The organism is Xanthomonas sp. NCPPB 3570 (genome assembly GCF_056725115.1).
The window spans coordinates 1,560,753-1,579,719 of record NZ_CM161513.1 but is presented as its reverse complement, the minus strand read 5'-3'; the positions used below and the strand labels follow the sequence as shown (position 1 = coordinate 1,579,719).

Annotated in this window: 13 protein-coding genes, 1 tRNA gene and 2 pseudogenes; 6 read left to right on the top strand and 10 right to left on the bottom strand. The window is 70.2% G+C overall.

From position 1 onward, the window contains the following. Positions 1 to 136: 136 nt before the first annotated feature. Both mutY and AC1PLR_RS07025 read left to right on the top strand, forming a co-directional pair. Complete coding sequence (gene mutY, locus AC1PLR_RS07030) at positions 137 to 1,195, top strand: A/G-specific adenine glycosylase (protein ID WP_420007431.1); 1,059 nt, start codon at positions 137 to 139, stop codon at positions 1,193 to 1,195. Between the two features lie 41 nt (positions 1,196 to 1,236). Then, on the top strand, positions 1,237 to 1,515 hold the full coding sequence (locus tag AC1PLR_RS07025) for an oxidative damage protection protein (protein ID WP_481103084.1): 279 nt from the start codon (positions 1,237 to 1,239) through the stop codon (positions 1,513 to 1,515). A 303-nt stretch (positions 1,516 to 1,818) separates the two neighbouring features. Here AC1PLR_RS07025 and AC1PLR_RS07020 read toward each other — a convergent pair whose 3' ends face one another. The 3 genes from AC1PLR_RS07020 to AC1PLR_RS07010 all read right to left on the bottom strand — a co-directional run bounded on the left by AC1PLR_RS07020 (position 1,819) and on the right by AC1PLR_RS07010 (position 5,215). Further along, positions 1,819 to 2,277: a DUF6491 family protein gene (locus AC1PLR_RS07020; protein WP_481103083.1), complete on the bottom strand. Its 459-nt coding sequence runs from the start codon at positions 2,275 to 2,277 to the stop codon at positions 1,819 to 1,821. A gap of 119 nt (positions 2,278 to 2,396) precedes the next feature. Then, positions 2,397 to 3,305: a M48 family metallopeptidase gene (locus AC1PLR_RS07015; RefSeq protein ID WP_481103082.1), complete on the bottom strand. Its 909-nt coding sequence runs from the start codon at positions 3,303 to 3,305 to the stop codon at positions 2,397 to 2,399. Positions 3,306 to 3,361: 56 nt separating this feature from the next. Continuing rightward, a complete protein-coding gene (locus AC1PLR_RS07010; protein ID WP_481103551.1) occupies positions 3,362 to 5,215 on the bottom strand; it encodes a formylglycine-generating enzyme family protein in 1,854 nt (617 codons plus the stop codon). Positions 5,216 to 5,366: 151 nt separating this feature from the next. On the opposite strand from AC1PLR_RS07010, the gene rnd reads away from it, so the two are divergent. Further along, the gene (gene rnd, locus AC1PLR_RS07005; protein WP_010344216.1) at positions 5,367 to 6,452 is read left to right on the top strand and encodes a ribonuclease D; all 1,086 of its coding nucleotides are present in this window, start codon (positions 5,367 to 5,369) and stop codon (positions 6,450 to 6,452) included. Between the two features lie 66 nt (positions 6,453 to 6,518). On the opposite strand, the gene AC1PLR_RS07000 is transcribed toward rnd, so the two are convergent. After that, on the bottom strand, positions 6,519 to 6,923 hold the full coding sequence (locus tag AC1PLR_RS07000) for an H-NS histone family protein (RefSeq protein WP_010344215.1): 405 nt from the start codon (positions 6,921 to 6,923) through the stop codon (positions 6,519 to 6,521). Between the two features lie 232 nt (positions 6,924 to 7,155). On the opposite strand from AC1PLR_RS07000, the gene AC1PLR_RS06995 reads away from it, so the two are divergent. After that, positions 7,156 to 7,231, top strand: a tRNA-Ala gene (locus tag AC1PLR_RS06995). Positions 7,232 to 7,420: 189 nt separating this feature from the next. On the opposite strand, the gene AC1PLR_RS06990 is transcribed toward AC1PLR_RS06995, so the two are convergent. From AC1PLR_RS06990 to AC1PLR_RS06965, 6 genes and pseudogenes are all read right to left on the bottom strand, one after another. Beyond that, the gene (locus tag AC1PLR_RS06990; protein ID WP_010344214.1) at positions 7,421 to 7,603 is read right to left on the bottom strand and encodes a hypothetical protein; all 183 of its coding nucleotides are present in this window, start codon (positions 7,601 to 7,603) and stop codon (positions 7,421 to 7,423) included. Positions 7,604 to 7,687: 84 nt separating this feature from the next. Next, on the bottom strand, positions 7,688 to 8,209 hold the full coding sequence (locus AC1PLR_RS06985) for a chemotaxis protein CheW (protein ID WP_481103081.1): 522 nt from the start codon (positions 8,207 to 8,209) through the stop codon (positions 7,688 to 7,690). 11 nt (positions 8,210 to 8,220) lie between these two features. After that, a pseudogene (locus AC1PLR_RS06980) lies at positions 8,221 to 9,138 on the bottom strand (methyl-accepting chemotaxis protein); the annotation flags it as partial. Between the two features lie 279 nt (positions 9,139 to 9,417). Continuing rightward, positions 9,418 to 9,759 (bottom strand): annotated as a pseudogene (locus AC1PLR_RS06975) (CHASE3 domain-containing protein); the annotation flags it as partial. A 226-nt stretch (positions 9,760 to 9,985) separates the two neighbouring features. Further along, positions 9,986 to 11,641 carry a methyl-accepting chemotaxis protein gene (locus AC1PLR_RS06970; RefSeq protein WP_481103080.1) on the bottom strand — a complete coding sequence of 552 codons (1,656 nt, stop codon included), beginning with the start codon at positions 11,639 to 11,641 and terminating at the stop codon, positions 9,986 to 9,988. 446 nt (positions 11,642 to 12,087) lie between these two features. After that, positions 12,088 to 16,431, bottom strand: a complete 4,344-nt coding sequence (locus tag AC1PLR_RS06965) for a DEAD/DEAH box helicase (RefSeq protein ID WP_481103079.1) — start codon at positions 16,429 to 16,431, stop codon at positions 12,088 to 12,090. A 543-nt stretch (positions 16,432 to 16,974) separates the two neighbouring features. On the opposite strand from AC1PLR_RS06965, the gene AC1PLR_RS06960 reads away from it, so the two are divergent. Both AC1PLR_RS06960 and AC1PLR_RS06955 read left to right on the top strand, forming a co-directional pair. Next, positions 16,975 to 17,295: a DUF3175 domain-containing protein gene (locus AC1PLR_RS06960; protein ID WP_481103078.1), complete on the top strand. Its 321-nt coding sequence runs from the start codon at positions 16,975 to 16,977 to the stop codon at positions 17,293 to 17,295. 108 nt (positions 17,296 to 17,403) lie between these two features. Continuing rightward, the gene (locus AC1PLR_RS06955) at positions 17,404 to 18,741 is read left to right on the top strand and encodes a sensor domain-containing phosphodiesterase (protein ID WP_481103077.1); all 1,338 of its coding nucleotides are present in this window, start codon (positions 17,404 to 17,406) and stop codon (positions 18,739 to 18,741) included. The last annotated feature ends 226 nt before the right edge of the window (positions 18,742 to 18,967 follow it).

Genomic DNA, 18,967 nt, shown 5'->3' with positions numbered 1-18,967 from the left:
GGTTCCCGAGGCTTCGCCCGTACCCTCATCCGCCCCTCCGGGCACCTTCTCCCGGTGGGAGAAGGAACAACCTTACCCTCATCCGCCCCTTCGGGGCACCTTCTCCCGGAGGGAGAAGGAACGAGTTCCTGCCAGCATGCGCCAGCCCGACACCTTCCCCGCCCGCCTGCTCGCCTGGTTCGACCGCCACGGGCGCCATGACCTGCCCTGGCAGCATCCGCGCAGTCCGTACCGGGTGTGGCTGTCGGAGATCATGCTGCAGCAGACCCAGGTGGCGGTGGTCATCCCCTACTTCCTGCGTTTCCTGCAGCACTTTCCGACCCTGCCGGCACTGGCCGCCGCCGACAACGACGCGGTGATGGCGCAATGGGCCGGGCTGGGCTATTACGCCCGCGCGCGCAACCTGCATGCCGCCGCCAAGCGCTGCGTGGAACTGCACGATGGCGACCTGCCGCGCGATTTCGAGGCCCTGCACGCGCTGCCCGGCATCGGCCGCAGCACCGCCGGCGCCATCCTCAGCCAGGCCTGGAACGACCGCTTCCCGATCCTCGACGGCAACGTCAAGCGCGTGCTGACCCGCTATCACGGCATCGCCGGCTATCCCGGCCTGCCGGCGGTGGAAAAGCCGCTATGGGCGCTCGCGCAAGAGCACGTGGCCGCCGTGCCGGACGGGCGCATGGCCGACTACACCCAGGCGCAGATGGATTTCGGCGCCACCCTGTGCACCCGCGCCAACCCGGCCTGCGTGCTGTGCCCGCTGCAGGACGACTGCGTGGCGCGCCGCGAGGGCCTGGTCGAGGCGCTGCCCACGCCCAAGCCGGGCAAGACCCTGCCCGAGCGCGAAGCACTGGCGCTGTTGCTGGAGAACGCCGCCGGCGAGTTGCTGCTGCAGCGGCGACCGCCGACCGGCATCTGGGCCTCGCTGTGGACCCTGCCGCAGGCCGAGACCGACAGCGAACTGCGCGCCTGGTACGCGCGCTGGATGCGCGGGCGCGCCTACGACGACGCCGAAGCGCTGCCGCCGATCGTGCACACCTTCAGCCATTACCGCCTGCACCTGCAGCCGCTGCGCCTGCGCAAGGTCGCCATGGGCGATGCCCTGGGCGACAATGCCGACCTGCGCTGGGTGGCGCGCGCCGACCTGTCGGCGCTGGGCCTGCCCGCACCGATCCGCAAACTGCTCGACGGCCTCTAGCGCGCCAGCGCGCGCCGTCACACGCACCGCCAGGAATTGCCATGTCCCGCACCGTCTTCTGCCAGTACCAGCAACGCGACGCCGAAGGGCTCGATTACGTGCCGTATCCCGGCGAGCTCGGCAAGCGCGTGTTCGCGCATATCGGCAAGGCCGGCTGGCAGGCCTGGCTGGCGCACCAGACCATGCTGATCAACGAGAACCGGCTGTCGCCGCGCGATCCCAAGCATCGCGCGTTCCTGGAAACGGAACTGGAGAAGTTCCTGTTCCAGGGCGGCGCCGACAAGCCCGACGGCTACGTGGCGCCCGACCAGGCGCCCTGAGCCACGCCGCGGCGTGGCGTCACGCGCACGCACCGACACGCAGACACGCGCCTGCTTTCGTCGAGCATCACCCGATCTCGTAGGAGCGGCTTCAGCCGCGACGGGGCGTTCCCGGTACCGCCCGTCGCGGCTGAAGCCGCTCCTACGCGTGCGTCCCGCTGCCATCAGGGTGTGCCGCACACCGAACTGCAGCCGCACTTGACGCAACAGGCTGCAGCGCCAGGAAGCGGCCGCGCAACCTCGCACTCGCCCAGCCGCCGCCTCGCGAATCCCGAATCCCGAATCCCCAATCCCGGCACTGCGTCAGCTCCCAGGCACCTGCTGCGCCCGCTCCTGCACCTTGGCCTCGCGCAGTTCCTTCTCCGAGGTGCGCAGCGCCTTGACGTCGAGCGGGCGGATGCTGTCGATGCGGCACGGCAGGCGAATCGCGCCGGGCCCGCCGCCGAGCACCAGCACGTCGTCGAACTTCGCCGAGACCTGACTGCCGAAATGGGTGATGGCGATGCTGGGGGCGAAATCCAGGTCCTGGCACGGGCCGGCGAATTCCAGCAGATAGGCCTGGTTCGGCCGCGTCCACACCGCCAGTGCGCTGTCGCCGAGCGCGGTCCAGCCGCTGAGCCGGTTGAAGTACTGGAAGTCGCGCACCGGCGCACCGGCGTGGGCGCGGTACAGGGTCAGGCGTTCGTCGTCGCTGAGGCGATTGGTGGCGCAGCCGGCCAGCATGGCCGTGGCGAGGAAAGAGGACAGCAGCAGGCGTTTCATGACAGCGCTCCTGATGGTGTGGAGCGCATCATGCGCCTGCTGCCGTGCACGCGAGCACATGGGCACGCACGGCGTTCAGCGCCAAGGCAGCCAGCGCCGCGCAGTGACGGCGCGTACCGTCACTGCGCGGCACCGCGCGCCGATTCGCAGAAGCGCTGCCGGTACTCCAGCGCCTTGGGCATCAGCGCCTGCAGGTTCTGGATGCGGGTGCCCGGATTGGGATGGGTGGACGCGAACTCGGGCGGCGCCTGGCCGCCGCTGCTTTCGCTCATCCGCTGCCACAGCGGTACCGCTGCGCGCGGGTCGAAACAGGCCGCCGCGGCCAGCATCAGCCCCACCTCGTCGGCCTGGGTCTCGTGGCTGCGCGCGTACGGCAGCAGGTAGCCGTAGCCCATCGCGGCCATTGCCATCTGCTGCTGTTGCGGGTCCAGGCCGCCGGCGGCGCCGGCCATCTGCCCGATCTGGGTCAGCTTCTGCTGGGCCATGCGCTGCGCGCCGTGCCGCAGCAGCGCATGCGCGATCTCGTGGCCCATCACCACCGCCATCGCATCGGCATTGCCGGCGACCGGGAACAGGCCGGTATAGACCGCCATCTTGCCGCCGGGCAGGCAGAACGCGTTGGCCTGCTCGGACGGAATCACGTTGACGTCCCAGTCGAAGCTGCGCGCCGCATGCTGCGCCTGCATGCCGTGTTCGGCGGCCAGCGCGTCTTCCACCACGTCGACCTTGGCGATCAGCCGTTGCGCGATCGCCCGCACCTGCTGCGCCTGCGGCGCCTGCGGGTCCAGCGGCCGTTCCTGCGCCAGGATCTCCCGATAGGCCTGCAGGCCCAGCGCTTTCTCGTCCTCCACGTTCAACGAGCGGTCGATCAGCACCTGCTCGCCGGTATACGGATCCTCGCTGCGGTTGGAGAACCAGTAGTACCCGGCATAGACCGCAAAGCCCAGCAGCACCAGCCAGCGCACCCCACCCAGCGGCCCACGGCGGCCGCCCGGTTCGCCGCCCTGGCGGCCGAAGACGTCATTCATCCCACTCCCCTCGCTGACTGGTGAGGCAATCTAGCGTCGGCGCCGACGCGGCCGCGTCAAATGCCGCGGACCAGGCGGAAACCGACGCGCGCGCTGGTGCTGTCCGAATCCTGCATCAGCCGCCACGCCGCGCGGGTCTGCTCGGGCGCGTTGGCCCAATTGCCGCCGCGCACCACCCGCGAGCGGCAGCCCGGGTTGTACCAGGCCGCGCCGTCGGCCGGCGCGCGCCGGTAGCTGGCATGCCAGCAGTCGGCGACCCATTCGCTGAGGTTGCCGGCCATGTCGTGCAGGCCCCAGGCATTGGCAGAAAAACTGGCGACCGGGGCCGGGCCCCAGAAGCCGTCGGTGTAGCCGACGAAGGCATTGCGCCAGTGCCGACCGCTGGGCGAGACGTCGCCGCCGCCGGTGAAGTTGCCGCTGCCGCGTGGCGGCGTGCCGGCATTGCCCCAGGGATAACGGCCGCGGCTGCCGGCGCGCAGGGCGTACTCGAACTCGGCCTCGCTGGGCAGCCGGTAGTGGCGCCCGGTCTGCTGCGACAGCCAGGCCGCATAGGCCTCGGCGTCGCGCACGCTGACATGCATCACCGGGCTGTTGGGCGCCGCCCGCGCGCCCTGGTAGTCGGACTGCCAGTCCACGCCGTTGCGGCGCACGAAGTTGCCGCTGCGCTCGTCGTAGACGGTGGAATGGCCGCGCCGGGTGGCGCGCGGACGCGCATTGGTGGCCTCCACGAAGCGGCGGAACTCGGCCACGGTGACTTCGGTGATCGACATGGCGAAACCGCGGTCGAAGCGCACGTAATGCTGCGGCATCTCCGCCGGCGAGGCGCCGGGTTCGGTCTCGGCCGCGCCCATGCGGAAGCCGCCGTGCGGCACCACGATCATCTGCGGGCCGCGCCCGCCGTCGTGCATGCCGTCGGTGAACACTTGGCCGGGGCGGAAACTGCCGTAGTGGGTGGCCAGGTCGATGCGTTCGCGCAGCATCGCCGCCACCGGATCGCCGGGATCGGCGATGCGCAGCACGTCGCCCAGGCGCTCGCGCGCCGACTTCAATCCGGCCGGCGTGGCCAGATCGCGCAGGCCGGCATCGCGCAAGGCGGCGATGCGAGCCACCCGCACCTGCTCCACGCGCACGCGCGCATCGCGCACCGTGGGCGCGTCCTCGCGGACCCGCGCCGCACGTGCCAGCCAGCTGCCGGCGGCGGCGAAATCCGAGGCCGCCGCCGCCGTCTCGGCGCGGCGGATCAACGCGCTCTCCACCGCCGCCACGCCCTGCCGTGCGCGGTCGTCGTCCGCATCCAGCTGCAGCGCCTCGCGGAAATTGGCCAGGGCGCCGTTGCCGTCCTCGCCCAGGCGGCCGCCGCGCAGGTCGTCCTCGCCAGCGCGGTTGTAGGCCAGTACCCGCGCGGCGGTCTCCACCCGCTGCTGCAGGCGCCGCACCGCCGGATCCTCGGCATCCAGCCACAGCGCCACCATCGCGATGCGCGTGGCCCGCTCGAGCGTGCGTTCGGAAAGATCCGGATCGCCCAGCGCCTGCGCGCCGAGCTGCAGCAACCGCCGCCGCGCCTTGCGCAGGCCATCCTGGGCGGCGCGATCGTTCGGCGCCAGGCTGCGGATCGCCAGGTACAGCGGTATCGCCGACTGCGCGTCCTCGAACAGGCGATCCTCGGCCAGCGCGCGCGCCGCCTCGCGTCGTGCCTGCGGCAGGCCGCTGCGGCTCAGGGTCGGCAACGGCGGTTGCCAGTGCGCCACGGTCTCGGCCGCATCTTCGCCGCCGATGGTGACGCTGGGCGCCTGCACCGGCCTGGCCGGTGTCGGCTGCGCCGGGGCGATGGCCGCGGCGGTCGCAGGCGCGGTCTCGGCGGCCGGCGCCGGCGGCTGCCGCGCACAGCCGACCAGCGCCGCCGCGAGCATGCTCCAGACCATCACAACGCCGCTGCTGCGCACTTTTCCTCCGAACCATGGACCTTGCGACGCCATCCCGTCCGGCGCGCCGTGCGGCCGGCGGAGCGACGTTAGGCTATTCTCGCCTGCCTGAGCAAACCCTGCAGTCAACGGAAATCACGTGCCTTATTGGATCAAGCAACCCGCCGAGCTGAGCGAACGGCTGGCGCAGCGGCCGGCCCGCATCGGCCTGGATACCGAATTCGTCCGCGAACGCACCTACTGGCCGCAACTGGCACTGGTGCAGATGGCGGTGGGCGACGAAATCCTGCTGATCGACCCGCTGATCCCGGGCATGCCGCAGGCGCTGGCGCCGTGGCTGAGCGATCCGGGCATCCTCAAGATCATGCACAGCGCCAGCGAAGACCTGGTCGCCTTCAAGTGCGCCTGCGGCACCCTGCCGCGGCCGCTGTTCGACACCCAGATCGCCGCCGGCCTGGCCGGGCTCGGCGCCGGCATGGGCTACCAGAAGCTGGTGCTGGAGATCACCGGCGTGCACCTGGCCAAGGGCGAGACCCGCTCGGACTGGCTGCGCCGCCCGCTGTCGCCGGCGCAACTCGAATATGCCGCCGACGACGTGCGCCACCTGTTCGCGCTGCACGACGCGCTGCAGGCGCGGCTGCAGACCCTGGAGCGCAGCGACTGGCTGCACGAGGACGGCGAACGCCTGCTCGGCACCGTCGAACAGGACGACGGCGAGCGCTGGCCGCACCTGGGCATGCGCTCGGCGCAGTTCATGGACCGCCCGGCGCAACTGCGCCTGCTGCGTCTGTTGCGCTGGCGCGACGCGCAGGCCCGGCACAGCGACAAGCCGCGCAGCTGGATCCTGGACAACGAACTGGCCGCCACCCTGGCGCGGTTCCCGCCGCAGGACCCGCCGGCCATGCTGGCGCTGTTCGACAAGCACCCCAAGGCACCGCGCAAGCTCAGCGACGCGCTGTGGCAGGCGCTGACCACGCCGCTGGCCGACGAAGCCGACGCGCCGCAGGCGCTGGCCGCCAGCGACGACAACAAGGCCGCACTGAAGCGGCTGCAGGACGCGGTGGCCGCGCGCAGCGCCGAACTCGGCCTGCCCGACGGCCTGCTGGCCTCGCGCAAGCACCTGGAAGCCCTGCTGGAAAGCGCGCAGTGGCCGCAGCCGCTGGCCGGCTGGCGCAGGCGCGAACTGGAACCGCGGCTGCAACCGCTGCTGGCTGCCGCGCGCTGAGCGGGTGAGCCCGGGCCGCGATCGGAAATGAAAAAAGGCCAGGAATTCCTGGCCTTTTTCGTTCGCTCAGTACTTGAAGAGCGGGAACTTCAGATCCGGGTGGCGCGCCTTCCATTCGTTGTAGGCGGCGGTGCCTTCCCAGGCGGCGAACGCCTTCGGGGTGCGGCCGCGGCCGGACCAGGTTTCGCCGGTATGCGGCAACTGGTACTTCGGCTTGACCTCGCTGCGGCCACCGGCGGACTTGCTGCTGGCCGGCTTGGGCGCCGCGCTGGTCACGTACGCGGCGATCTCGTTGCGCTGCTTGGCGCTGAAGAACTCGGCGAACTGCTCCAGCAGCGACAGCACATTGGCGTGCGCCGCATTGGTTTCGCCCTCGCGCGCCTGCCGCTCCTGCTCTTCCAGCTTGCGCATTTCTTCCTGCAGCTTGGCCTTGGCTTCGGCGATCTGTTGCAAGTTGCGAACTTCCGTCATGTGTAAAAGACCTGTCTTTAGGTAAAAAGGTGTGAGGCGGACGGTATATTGCGTCCGGAACGAAATCACCGCGGTGGATTTCGGCCGCCGAGTATATCGACTCCATGCGCGCGCTGTAGACAAAAGGCCCGGCACATTTCCAGGCCAGACCGGCCCCTGCCCCTGCGCCGCGGATCTTGCCGTGCCCCCTTGGCACGCGGCCCCGTGCCCAGTTACACTACGCGTCTGATGTGGGGCGGTAGCTCAGCTGGGAGAGCGTCGCGTTCGCAATGCGAAGGTCGAGGGTTCGATCCCCTTCCGCTCCACCATCTTACCGTCTTCGACGGTGCAAACGAGGTCAGACAGCCATCCGGCTCTCTGGCCTTTTTTGTTGGCCGATCTTGCACTTGGATGCGCTCGATCGCGCGACGTCGGCCATGCGTCGTGTGGCCGGGAATCCCGAGCCTTCGTCCTGACGGACGGGAAGCGGGAGCACTGCGCTCCCGCCGCCACTTCGCTCAGTCCTGCGCGCCCTGCCCCGGCTCATCCTGGCCGGAACGCGGGCCGCGCTCGTGCGCCTCGCGCAGCTTCTGGTCTTCCAGGCCGGGCCGCTGCTTGGCGGTATCGTCCTGGGCACGGTCCTGCCGGCCCTCGTGGATGCCCTGCTGCTTGCCGGACTGGGTGGTTTCGTCTTTTGCCATGGTCTGCACCTCGCTGGGGCGGATGCCCGTTTCAAGCCACCCTAGCGAGGCCGCCGTGATGCATGGATCACGGCGTGGCGGGCGTCACGCCGCCAGCGCCGGTGCGCCGGCCTCGACGATGTCGTCGCTGCGCAGCAGCCGCGCGCGGTCCAGCAGGATCACCAACCGATCCTCCAGCTTGCCCATGCCCTGCAGCAGGTCGCGGCGGATATCGCTGCCGAAGGCCGGCGGCGCCTCGATCTGCTGCGGCGGCAGTTCCAGCACCTCGTTGACCGCGTCCACCAGCAGGCCGAAGGACTGCGCGCCGCCGCCCTCGTCGCTGGCGGCGGTGGCGATGACGATGCAACTGCGCCGGGTGACCTGGCTGGGCGCGCGGCCGAGCCGCGACTGCAGGTCCACCACCGGCACCACCGCGCCACGCAGGTTGATCACCCCGCGCACGCAGGCCGGCATGGTCGGCACCGGCGTCGGCGTGCGGTACTCGATGATCTCGTGGATGCCGGCGATGTTGAGTCCGAACAGTTCGCGATCCAGCTGGAAGGTCAGGAACTGGCAGCCGCCATGCGGCGAGTCCGCAGCCGCACTCTCGTAGCGATCGTTGTGCATGGTGTTCCCCTTCAGAAGTTGACGAACTGGCCTTCGTCCGGCGCATCCGCCAGCGCATAGGCCGGAACCGGCCGCGCGCGCGGGCGCAAGCCCTTGCCTGCGTTGCGCAGCGGCCGGGTGGCGGCCGGCCTGGGCGTCACCGGCGCAGCGCGGCGTGGCGCGGCCAGGTCCTGTTCGCGGTTGAGGCGGAAGAAGCCCATCGCCTGCTGCAACGATTCGGCCTGGGTGCTCATCTGTTCGGCGGTCGCCGCCAGTTGCTCGGAGGCCGCGGCGTTCTGCTGCGTGGCCTGGCTGAGCTGGGACACCGCCAGGTTGATCTGGGTGACGCCGGAGGACTGCTCCTGCGAGGCCGAGGCGATCTCCTGCACCAGATCCGAGGTCTTCTTGATGCTGGGCACGATGGTGCCGAGCAGGTTGCCGGCGCGATCGGCCAGGCCCACGCTGCTGGCGGCGACTTCGCCGATCTCCTGCGCGGCGACCTGGCTGCGCTCGGCCAGCTTGCGCACTTCCGCGGCGACCACGGCAAAACCCTTGCCGTGCTCGCCGGCACGCGCGGCCTCGATCGCCGCGTTCAACGCCAGCAGGTTGGTCTGGTAGGCGATGTCGTCGATGATGCCGATCTTCTGCGCGATCTGCTTCATCGCATGGGTCGAGGCCAGTACCGCCTCACCCCCCTCCACCGCTTCCTTGGCCGCCTGCGCCGACATGCCCTCGGTGACCTTGGCGTTGTCGGTGTTCTGCGCGATGGACGCGGTCATCTGCTCCAGCGACGCACTGGTTTCCTCCACGCCGGAGGCCTGCTCGGTGGCGGCCTGGCTCAGTGACTGCGCGGTGGCGCTGACTTCCTCGGACGAACCGGCCAGCGACTGCGCACTGGCATTGACCTCGCCCACCACGTCCGCCAGGCGCTCGACCATCGTCTGCAGCGCCACCATCGCGCTGGTGCTGTCGTTGGGGCGGGTCGGCACCTGCACGGTGAGATCGCCGCGGGCGATCCGCGAGGCCACTTCCATCACCGTGCTCGGCTCGCCGCCGAGTTCGCTCATCAGCGACCGCGCGATCAGGAAACCGATCGCCGACGCGCACAGCGCCGCGATCAGGCTGCCGACGATCAGAGTGAGGTTGGTGCGCTGCTGCAGTTGCTCGGCCTCGGCCGCGCGCACGGCCAGCAACTCGCTCTCGGCGCGGCGCACTTCGGCCATGCGGTCGCGCATCGCGTCCATGTAGGCCTTGCCCTTGGAAGCGCGCACCGAGGCGGCCAAGGCCTCCATCGTCGCCTGGCCCTGGTTGACGTCCTTGCGCAGCGCGATCTGCGGATGCACTGCCTGGCTGAGCCATTGCGCCTGGGTCTGCTTCAGCGCGTTCAGGCGCTCCTGCTGCTTGGGATTGTCCGCGGTCAGTTCCTGGGCGGTGCGCAGGTGGCTGTCGAAGCTGGCGACGCCGTCGCGGTAGGGCTGCAGGAACGCGTCCTCGCCGGTCAGCGAGAAGCCGCGCGTGCCGGTCTCGATGTTGATCAGGCTGCTCAGCGCAGCATCGACTTCGGCGATCACCTTGTAGGTGTGGGTGTTCCAGTAATTGGCCTGCGACAACGCGGACACGTTGAAGTAGGCCACGCCGGCCAACGCCAGCAGGATGCAAAGGACCACGGCGAAACCGCCGTAGAGTTTGGTGGCGATCTTGAGATTCTTCAGCACGGCACTCTCCCGACAATGGGGCAGTTGTGACAACGACAGCGACACGGAACTGGCGGCGCGACCGGCGCCGCCAGGGAATGGATCAGGCGCGGCCCAGCAGCGCTTCGCTGCGGTCGCGATTGCCTGCACCGGGACGGCGCGCGGCAGCGGAGGTGGCACGCGGCGCCCAGCGCGAACCGGCCGCGCGCAGCGGCAGCGGCGCTTCGCTTTCGTCCAGCGTCTGCGCGGCACGGCGCGCAGCGGCGGACAACTGGAAGAAGGCCATGCTTTCCTGCAACTGCACGGCCTGCGTGCTCATCGATTCAGCGGTGGCGGCCAGCTCTTCGGAAGCGGTGGCGTTCTGCTGGGTGATCTGGCTCAGCTGCACCACCGCCACGTTGATCTGGGTGACGCCGGAGGACTGCTCCTGCGAGGCGGCAGCGATTTCCTGCACCAGGTCCGAGGTCTTCTTGATGCTCGGCACGATGGTCTCCAGCAATTGCCCGGCGCGCTCGGCCAGCTCCACGCTGGAACCGGCGACCTCGCCGATCTCCTGCGCGGCGACCTGGCTGCGCTCGGCCAGCTTGCGCACTTCCGCGGCGACCACCGCAAAGCCCTTGCCGTGCTCGCCGGCGCGCGCGGCCTCGATCGCCGCATTCAACGCCAACAGGTTGGTCTGGTAGGCGATGTCGTCGATGATGCCGATCTTGTGCGCGATCTGCTTCATCGCCGCCACCGTGGCCACCACCGCCTCGCCGCCTTCCAGGGTCTCGCGGGCCGCCTGCGCGGCCATGCCGTCGGTGACCTTGGCGTTGTCGGTGTTCTGCGCGATCGAGGCGGTCATCTGCTCCAGCGAGGCGCTGGTCTCTTCGACGCTGGCCGCCTGCTCGGTCGAGGCCTGGCTCAGCGACTGCGCGGTGGCGCTGACCTCCTCCGACGCGCCAGCCAGGCTCTGCGCACTGGCGTTGACCTCGCCGACCACCTGCTGCAGTTTCTCGACCATGCGCTGCATCGCCAGCAGCAACTGCGCGGTCTCGTCGCGGCCGCGCACCTCGATCGACATGCTCAGGTCGCCCTCGGACAGCGCATTGGCCACGCTGACCGCCTTGCCGATCGGCCGGGTCACGCTGCGGCTGATGAACACGCCCAGGCCCACGCCGAGCAGCACGCCGCCGATCACGATGGCGAGCATGGTGCGGGTGCTGCTGGCGTAGATTTCGTCGGTGACATCGTTGGCCTTGGAAGCATTGGCCTCCTTGATCTCGCTCAGTTCCGACATCAGCGCATCCAGTTCGTCGGAGCTGCTGCGCACGCCCTTGGAGAGTTCCGCGAGCTGCGCGTTGCCTTCCGGCAGCGGCTCGCGCATCACCGACTCGACGAACAGGCCGCGCCGCTCCAGGTAGGTCTTCCACACCTGGTCGAAGCGGGCCAGCTTGGCCAGCGTCGCCGGGTCGTCGAACGAGGTCCTAGCCTTGTCCATGTGCTCGACCACATTGGCGGTGTACTTGTCGATATTGGCCACGTGCTTGGCGCGGTCTTCCGCGGTGCTGGCCAACTGCAGGTTGGCGCGCGCGCGGCCGGCATTGATCAGATTGATGTTGGCCTCTTTGAGGTGCGACAGGCCGAGCAGCTCGCGCTCGTACAGCGCGGTGGCGTAGTCGTTGATCCGGCCCGAGTTGCGGATGCCGACCCAGCCGATGCAGGCGCCGATCGCCGCCACGATCAGGAATGCCGCCGTCAGCCTGACCCCGATTTTCATATTGCCCAACATGGTGTGTACCCCGATTTGTGTGTGTCCGCCTGCGCCGGGCGATGCGTCCGGCTGCGTGTCGCGGCGCCTCGCGGAGCGATGCCTCTGACTGAGTCGCCAGAGGACCGCTGCGCTGCAACGTCATGCGTGAGGGCTATCGGCGCAATCGAGGGCGCCTTTAAATCGCGTGAAAATTGCGGAATCCCGCATAAGACAAGCGCTTTCGCGACATTCGTGAATGCGAAAGAGGCATTGCGCTGCGGTGCTCGACGCGCAGCAGAGCAAGGGCGGGTCGCAACACGTCGATGTCGCACTTGTTCTGCAAAGGCAGAACACCCCGGTTTTGCACCGGAGCCAAAGTGGGATACCAACCCCTTTAATTTGTAGACAGAATGTGAAAGCAGCGCCGATATGTCACAAGCGCGATCGCGGCGGGCGGGCGCGGCGCATTGCCTTCACGCCATCTGCAGTGCCACAAGCGTGCGCCGTTCCGCCGCAGCGCCACCGCGCAACAGCCGCCGCGCATGCGCATGCTCCTCGGCATTCATGTCCTGCAGCGGCTCGAAGCGCTCGCCGACCCAGCTCGCCATCGGCACGCCGTCGCGGTACAGCACGCGCGCGCCCGGCAGCCGCGGTACCCGCGTGCCGGGGAGCACGCTGCCGAGGAGATTGGCCGGGTCGGCGGCAGCCACGCACAGCCAATTGCCGTCGCCAGGCTGGCGGCGTATCTGCCGCAGCAGGCCGATCGCCTCCGGCAGGGCGAACTGCTCGCCGGACAGGCCGTCGATGAAGCGCCCACCGCGGATCTCGCCGCGCGCTTCCAGCCGATGGTAGACGCGCAGCAGTTCGCGCCATGGCGGCAGCCACGCCGTCTCGCGCTCGAGCAGGCGCCAGCAGACCACGCCGTAGCGGCGCAGCAGCGTCCGTGCGACGTGCTCGACCGCCTCGCTGCGTGCGGCCGGGTCGTCGGCCTCGGCGTCGGCACGCAGTACGGCCCAGCGTCCGGCGTCCTGGATGCCGCCGTACAGCGCCATGCGCGGCCGCCGCCGCGACAGCGCCGAGGGACGCTTCGAGGGCGGCACCAGCAGGGCGCGCAGGCCGGCGTAACTGTCGCAATGGACCCGGCTGGCGGCGACCAGCTCGGCCAGCGCCGCCTCCAGTTCGGTGGACAGCAGGCGCGTCGCCTCGGCGATCTCGTCGAAGAACGAGGCGCCGTGCGCCTCGAGATGGTCGGCCACCTTGCGCGCGCGCGAGCCCAGCGTGCCGGCTTCCGGCGCTGGCGACAGCCGCGACCAGTGCCCGGCGCTGCGCCGCGGCAGCAGCAGGATCGGCGTGCTGCGCAGCGTCGGTGCGGCGCCGCCGGCGCCGGGGCGCAGCCGCGTCCACAGCGTGCGTCCGGCGCTGCAGGCCTCGTCCAGCCACGCCGGGCGGTAGTCGCGCACCCGCGCCGGCAACAGCTCGGCCTCCCATAGCGGCGCCGCGACCTCCACCCCCTCCAACTGTGCCAGTACCGCGCCCAGCGCCTCGGCGCCGGCGACCTGCCCCTCCGCGTCCAGATGCTGCCAGCGGAACAGGAAGCGCGCGTAATCGCGCGGCGCCACCGGCTCGATCTCGCGGCGCAGGCGGCCGAGGGTGTAGCGGTGGATCCGTGCCAGCAGGTGGCGCTCGCACCATTGCTCGCCATCGGCATCGGCGCTGAAGCGCCCGCCCAGCACATAGCCGTCCTGCTGCAGCGCCAGCAATCCCGCCTGCACCTCGCGCAGCGGCAGGTGCAGCGGCCCGGCCAGCGCGGGCGCGGTGACCGGCCCCAACCCCGCCAGGCGCCAGCGCAGCAGTTCGCGCACCGCGCTGTCGCGGTCCCAGTCGTCGACCGCATAGCCCGCGGGAACGGCGATGGCCGGCTGCGCACTGGCCTGCGGGTACAGCGGCGCCACCGCCGCCAGCGCCTCGGCCGCCACCCACAGCGCCGCCGTGGCGCCGTCGACGCCGTGCAGGCAGGTGGCGCGCGCGTCGACGGCCAGTTCCTCCAGCCACTGCCGCCACTGCGGCTGCGCAGTTGCCTCGTCCGCGCTCACCACGCCGAGCGTGAGCAGCGCTTCGTGCATCTCGTCGCGGCTGCGCGGCTGCGGCCAGGCCTCCTCGCGCACCGCGGCGATCGCCTGCAGGTCCAACTGGCCGAGATCGTCGGCGCTGTCCGGATCCTGGTAGCGGCGGCTCTGCACCGCCTGGGTCCGTCGTTCCTCCAGCGGTGCATCGTCGAGGAAGGCGTAGGGCCGCGCCTCCAGGGCCTCGGCCGCCAGCGGCGATGGCGCGGTCAGCTCGCGCGCCAGCACGCGCACGGCGCCGGCCTCGATGCCGTGCAGCAGCTGCAGCCAACCGGCGCTGTCCATCGCCTCGTCCAGGCAATCGCGCAGGGTCTGCGCCACCAGCGGATGCTCGGGAATCTCGCGCTCGCCGACCAGGTTCTCCGCGCAGGCCACCTGGTCGGGGAACACCGTGGCCAGCAAGTCCTCGGACTTCATCCGCTGCAGTTGCGGCGCGACCTTGCGCCCGCCGGTGAAGCGCGGCAGCGCCAGCGCGTTGGTGGCGTTCCAACGCCAGCGCACGCCGAACAACGGCGCGTCCAGCAGCGCCTGCACCAGCACGTCCAGCGCCGAGGCGGCGCGCAGGTAACGCGCCACCTCGTCCAGGGCGAAGCTGTGCCGGGTCGACAGCGACAGCACGATCGCGTCCTCGGTCGCCGCCGCCTGCAGCTCGAAATTGAAGGTGCGGCAGAACCGCTTGCGCAGTGCCAGGCCCCAGGCGCGGTTGATGCGGCTGCCGTAGACGCTGTGGATCACCAGTTGGGTGCCGCCGGTGGCGTCGAAGAAGCGTTCCAGCACGATGCACTGCTGGGTCGGCAAGGCGCCCAGCGCCGCATGCGCGCGGCCCAGATAATCGACGATCTGCTGCGCGGCGGCCGCGTCCAGCGCCAGCGGGCCGCACAGCCACTGCAGCGCCTGGGTCGCCCCGCCTTGCTGCAGCGCCTGTTCGAGTTCGGCACGCAGCCGCGACACACCCAGCGACAACGCGTCGCTGCGCCCGGGCGCTTCGCCGATCCAGAACGGAATATTGGGCGGCGCGCCGCGCGCATCCTCCACCCGCACCCGCCCCGCTTCCACGCGCAGGATGCGGTAGCTGGCGTTGCCGAGCTGGAACACGTCGCCGCCCAGGCTCTCCACCGCGAAATCCTCGTTGACCGTGCCGATGGTCTGCGCCTGCGGCTCCAGCACCACGCTGTAGTCGCCGGTCTCGGGAATGGTGCCGCCGGAAGTGAGCGCGGCCATCCGCGCACCGCGGCGCTGGCGCACGCGGCGATGCACCGCATCGCGATGCAGGTAGCCGGCGCGCGGCCCCAGGCGCGTGCTGAAGCCTTCGCAGAGCATGCGCAGCACCGCGTCGAACTGCGCGCGCGGCAGCGCCGAATACGGCCAGGCGCCACGCACCAGCGCGTACAGCGCGTCTTCTTCCCACTCCTGGCAGGCGACCTCGGCCACGAGTTGCTGGGCGAGCACGTCCAGCGGCGCATCGAGCATGCGCAGCGCATCCAGCTCGCCGCGACGCACGCAATCCAGCAAGGCCGCGCACTCGACCAGGTCGTCGCGCGACTGCGGGAACAGCCGCGCCTTCGGCGTGCCGCCCACCGCATGTCCGGAACGGCCGGCGCGCTGCAGGAACGCGGCGATGGAGCGCGGCGAGCCAAGCTGGCAGACCAGGTCGACGTCGCCGATGTCCAGCCCCAGTTCCAGCGACGCCGTGGCCACCAGCACCTGCAGGTCGCCAGCCTTGAGCCGGCGCTCGGCGAGCAGCCGGGTCTCGCGCGCCAGGCTGCCGTGATGCGCCGCCACCGCCTGCGTGCCGAGCAGTTCGCCAAGGTGCCGGGCGGTGCGCTCGGCCATGCGCCGGGTGTTGACGAACACCAGGGTGGTGCGGTGCGCGCGCACCAGCTCGGCCAGGCGCGTATACACCTGCTGCCACTGGTCGGCGGACATGGTCACGCTGAGCGGCGTCGGCGGCACCTCCAGCGCCAGGTCGCGGGCGCGCGCATAGCCGATGTCGACGATGGCGCAGTCGGCAACGCCGTCGTGCACCGCGGCGCTGCCGACCAGGAAACGCGCGACCGCCTCGATCGGCTTCTGCGTCGCCGACAGGCCGATGCGCAGCGGCGGCACCTCGCACAGCTGCTGCAGGCGCTGCAGCGACAGCGCCAGGTGGCTGCCGCGCTTGTTCGCCGCCAGCGCGTGGATCTCGTCGACGATCACCGTGCGCACGTGGCGCAGCGTCTCGCGTCCGGACACCGAGCCGAGCAGCACGTACAGCGACTCCGGCGTGGTCACCAGCACGTGCGGTGGACGCCGCCGCGCCTGCGCGCGCTCGCGCTGCGGCGTGTCGCCGGTGCGCACCGCCGTGCGGATCTGCACATCCGGCAACCCAAGCGCCGCGAGTTCGTCGCGGATGCCCTGCAGCGGCGCCTCGAGATTGAGCTGGATATCGTTTGAAAGCGCTTTCAGTGGCGATACGTACAGCACCTGGGTCCGGTCCGGCAGGCCACCTTCACGCAGACCTTCGCGCACCAGCGCATCCAGCGCGGCGAGAAATGCAGTGATGGTCTTGCCGGAGCCGGTCGGCGCAGCCACCAGCGTATGCCGCCCTGCCTGGATCGCCGGCCACGCCTGTTCCTGCGCCGGCGTGGGCGCAGCGAAACGCTGCTCGAACCAGCGTGCCACGGCGGGATGGAAGCGCGTTTGCGCCAACGACATGCGATCTCCTGGGCCACCGCCGCAACGCATGCGGGGCGAACCGACGATGCCACCGCTGCATATTGTCCACGCGATTGTCTCGCGCCAGCGGCTCGACAAAGAAAATGGTGACGTTATCTGGGCAATCAAGCGCATTCACACGCGAGCGCTGTTTTTACGGGCTTTTCTATTAAGCGTTCATCGAACGACATAATGTCTACCACTCGCTCCGCAGAGCGCGGTTATGTTGTCGACGGCATCACGTATCCCGGCCTAGCGTTTGCGCATGACGCACGAGCTTCGCTTCTGGGAACGGAATGCGGCACGGCAACACCAACGGACAACGGCATCGCCCATCACGCGTGCGGGACGCTCCACGCCCCGCACACGCGATCGCGGCGGCGCGTGTTCGCGTCGCCTCCGCCTCCGTCTCCCTTCGATGTCGATCTGTCGTCGCCTTGTGGCGCACGGCAGCGATGGCGGCGGCATCCGCCATCGGGTCCGGCCCTGCCGGATCACGCATGCCTCGTCCCTTTCCACCGCCATCGCCAAGGAGCATCACCAATGGCACAGAGCAGCCAGTCCCTCTCCAGCAACGACCTCGGCCAGCGCCGCGGCAGCGACGCGCAACCGTCGCTCGGCGTCTCGCCGAACGTGTTCGAAGGCAACGACCCGGCCGCGATCGCACGCGCGCTCAAGCAGTCGGCCGACCTGCACGCACGCCGCCGCACCGGTCCGTATCGCTCGGCCATGTCGATGCTGACCTTCTACATCAATCGCGCCGGCGATCAGTTGCCGCAGCAGCGCCGCAAGATCCTCGAGCAGGCCAAGGACGAGCTGCGCAGCCTGTACGGCAAGCCGCGCAAGGATGGCGCCAGCGATTGAGCGCAGGCACGCGCGCAGCGTGATGGAGCGAGCAGTTCTGCACGCTGCCTACGCGGGGCGCGTGCCGCCCGATTGCCGTCCTCCAACGCAGTGCCACATGATGCGGACATGGCCAAGGCATCCGACATCTCGGACCTCATCCAGCACACTGCCGCCGCGACGCAGGACGACGCGGCGCTGCTGTCGCGCATCATCCTGGCGCAGGGCGAAATCGCCGCGGCCGGCGGCGATCCGCTGCAGGTGGTCGACGTGGTCACCCGCCGCGCACAGGAGCTGACCCGCTCCAACGGCGCGGTGGTGGAGATGTGCGACGGCAACGACATGCTGTACTGGTCCGCCAGCGGCGTCGCCGAGCGCCACCTCGGCCTGCGCCTGCCCAGCAACGGCAGCCTGTCCGGCCTGTGCATGCGCAGCGGCCAAGTCTTGCGCTGCGACGATTCGGAAATCGATCCGCGCGTGGACCGCGAGGCCTGCCGCCGCATCGGCCTGCGCTCGATGCTGGTGGTGCCGCTGCGCTACGGCGACCGCAGCATCGGCGTGCTCAAGGTGCTGGCGCCACAACCCAACGCCTACAGCGCGCAGGACGTGCGCACCCTGGAACTGCTGGCGACCCTGGTCGGGGCGACGCTGGCGCTGGCGATGGACCGCGCCGCGCTGCAGACCGACATCGCCCGCCGCCAGGACGTGGAAAAGCACGCCTTCCGCGAGAAGGCGGCGATCGCCACCCGCATCCGCGAAACCATCGCCGGCGCACGCCTGCAGATCGTCACCCAGCCGGTACTGGCGCTGACCTCGCAGCGCATCGTCGGCGTGGAGGCGCTGTCGCGCTTTCCGGCCAATCCGGCCCTGCCGCCGCTGCGCTGGTTCGACGACGCCAGCCGGGTCGGGCTGGCGCTGGACCTGGAACTGGCCGCCGCGCGCCAGGCGCTGGAGCTTCTGGCGCAGTTGCCGGCGCCGCTGTACCTGGCGATCAACGTGTCCGCGCAGACGCTGCTGCATCCGCAGTTGCAGGCGCTGCTGCACGGCCACGACCTGTCGCGGATCGTGCTGGAAATCACCGAGCAATTGCAGGCGCCGGACTATCCGCGCCTGTCCGAACACATCGGCCTGCTGCAGCGGCAGGGCCTGCGCATCGCCCTCGACGATGCCGGCACCGGCTTCGCCAGCCTGCGCCACCTGCTGCACCTGGCGCCGGACATCATCAAGCTGGATCTGACCCTGACCCGCGGCATCGACGCCGAACCGCGCCGGCAGCGGCTGGCGCTGGCGATCCTGTCCTTCGCCGCCGAAACCAATGCGGACGTGGTCGTCGAAGGCATCGAGACCGAGAGCGAACTGGCGACGCTGCAGGCGCTGGGCGCGCGCTACGGCCAGGGCTACCAGCTCGCCCATCCCGGGCCGCTGTCGGCGCATCTGGCGCGCTATCCGGCGATTGGCGAGGGCTGAGTCGCGGACGATCAAGCGCTCCGTCATCCCGCGTAGGAGCGGCTTCAGCCGCGACCGGGCGTCAACGGTGTGCTCTGCCGTGGCTGATCCCGAAAAGGGGACAAGACCCGCTCCTACGGTGCCCCGCCCCCTGGGACCCACAAGAACGCCACGCGCAGACGCGGCAGCTGCACAAACGCCAGGCAAGAAAAAAGCGGGCCGAAGCCCGCTTTTTCCTGGAACGGCG

What these genes read in the sequence shown, in the direction of transcription:
- mutY (WP_420007431.1), top strand. Translation starts at nt 137, where the DNA reads ATGCGCCAGCCCGACACCTTCCCCGCCCGCCTGCTCGCCTGGTTCGAC.
- AC1PLR_RS07025 (WP_481103084.1), top strand. Translation starts at nt 1,237, where the DNA reads ATGTCCCGCACCGTCTTCTGCCAGTACCAGCAACGCGACGCCGAAGGG.
- AC1PLR_RS07020 (WP_481103083.1), bottom strand. Translation starts at nt 2,277, where the DNA reads ATGAAACGCCTGCTGCTGTCCTCTTTCCTCGCCACGGCCATGCTGGCC.
- AC1PLR_RS07015 (WP_481103082.1), bottom strand. Translation starts at nt 3,305, where the DNA reads ATGAATGACGTCTTCGGCCGCCAGGGCGGCGAACCGGGCGGCCGCCGT.
- AC1PLR_RS07010 (WP_481103551.1), bottom strand. Translation starts at nt 5,215, where the DNA reads ATGCTCGCGGCGGCGCTGGTCGGCTGTGCGCGGCAGCCGCCGGCGCCG.
- AC1PLR_RS07000 (WP_010344215.1), bottom strand. Translation starts at nt 6,923, where the DNA reads ATGACGGAAGTTCGCAACTTGCAACAGATCGCCGAAGCCAAGGCCAAG.
- AC1PLR_RS06990 (WP_010344214.1), bottom strand. Translation starts at nt 7,603, where the DNA reads ATGGCAAAAGACGAAACCACCCAGTCCGGCAAGCAGCAGGGCATCCAC.
- AC1PLR_RS06985 (WP_481103081.1), bottom strand. Translation starts at nt 8,209, where the DNA reads ATGCACAACGATCGCTACGAGAGTGCGGCTGCGGACTCGCCGCATGGC.
- AC1PLR_RS06970 (WP_481103080.1), bottom strand. Translation starts at nt 11,641, where the DNA reads ATGAAAATCGGGGTCAGGCTGACGGCGGCATTCCTGATCGTGGCGGCG.
- AC1PLR_RS06965 (WP_481103079.1), bottom strand. Translation starts at nt 16,431, where the DNA reads ATGTCGTTGGCGCAAACGCGCTTCCATCCCGCCGTGGCACGCTGGTTC.
- AC1PLR_RS06960 (WP_481103078.1), top strand. Translation starts at nt 16,975, where the DNA reads ATGGCACAGAGCAGCCAGTCCCTCTCCAGCAACGACCTCGGCCAGCGC.
- AC1PLR_RS06955 (WP_481103077.1), top strand. Translation starts at nt 17,404, where the DNA reads ATGGCCAAGGCATCCGACATCTCGGACCTCATCCAGCACACTGCCGCC.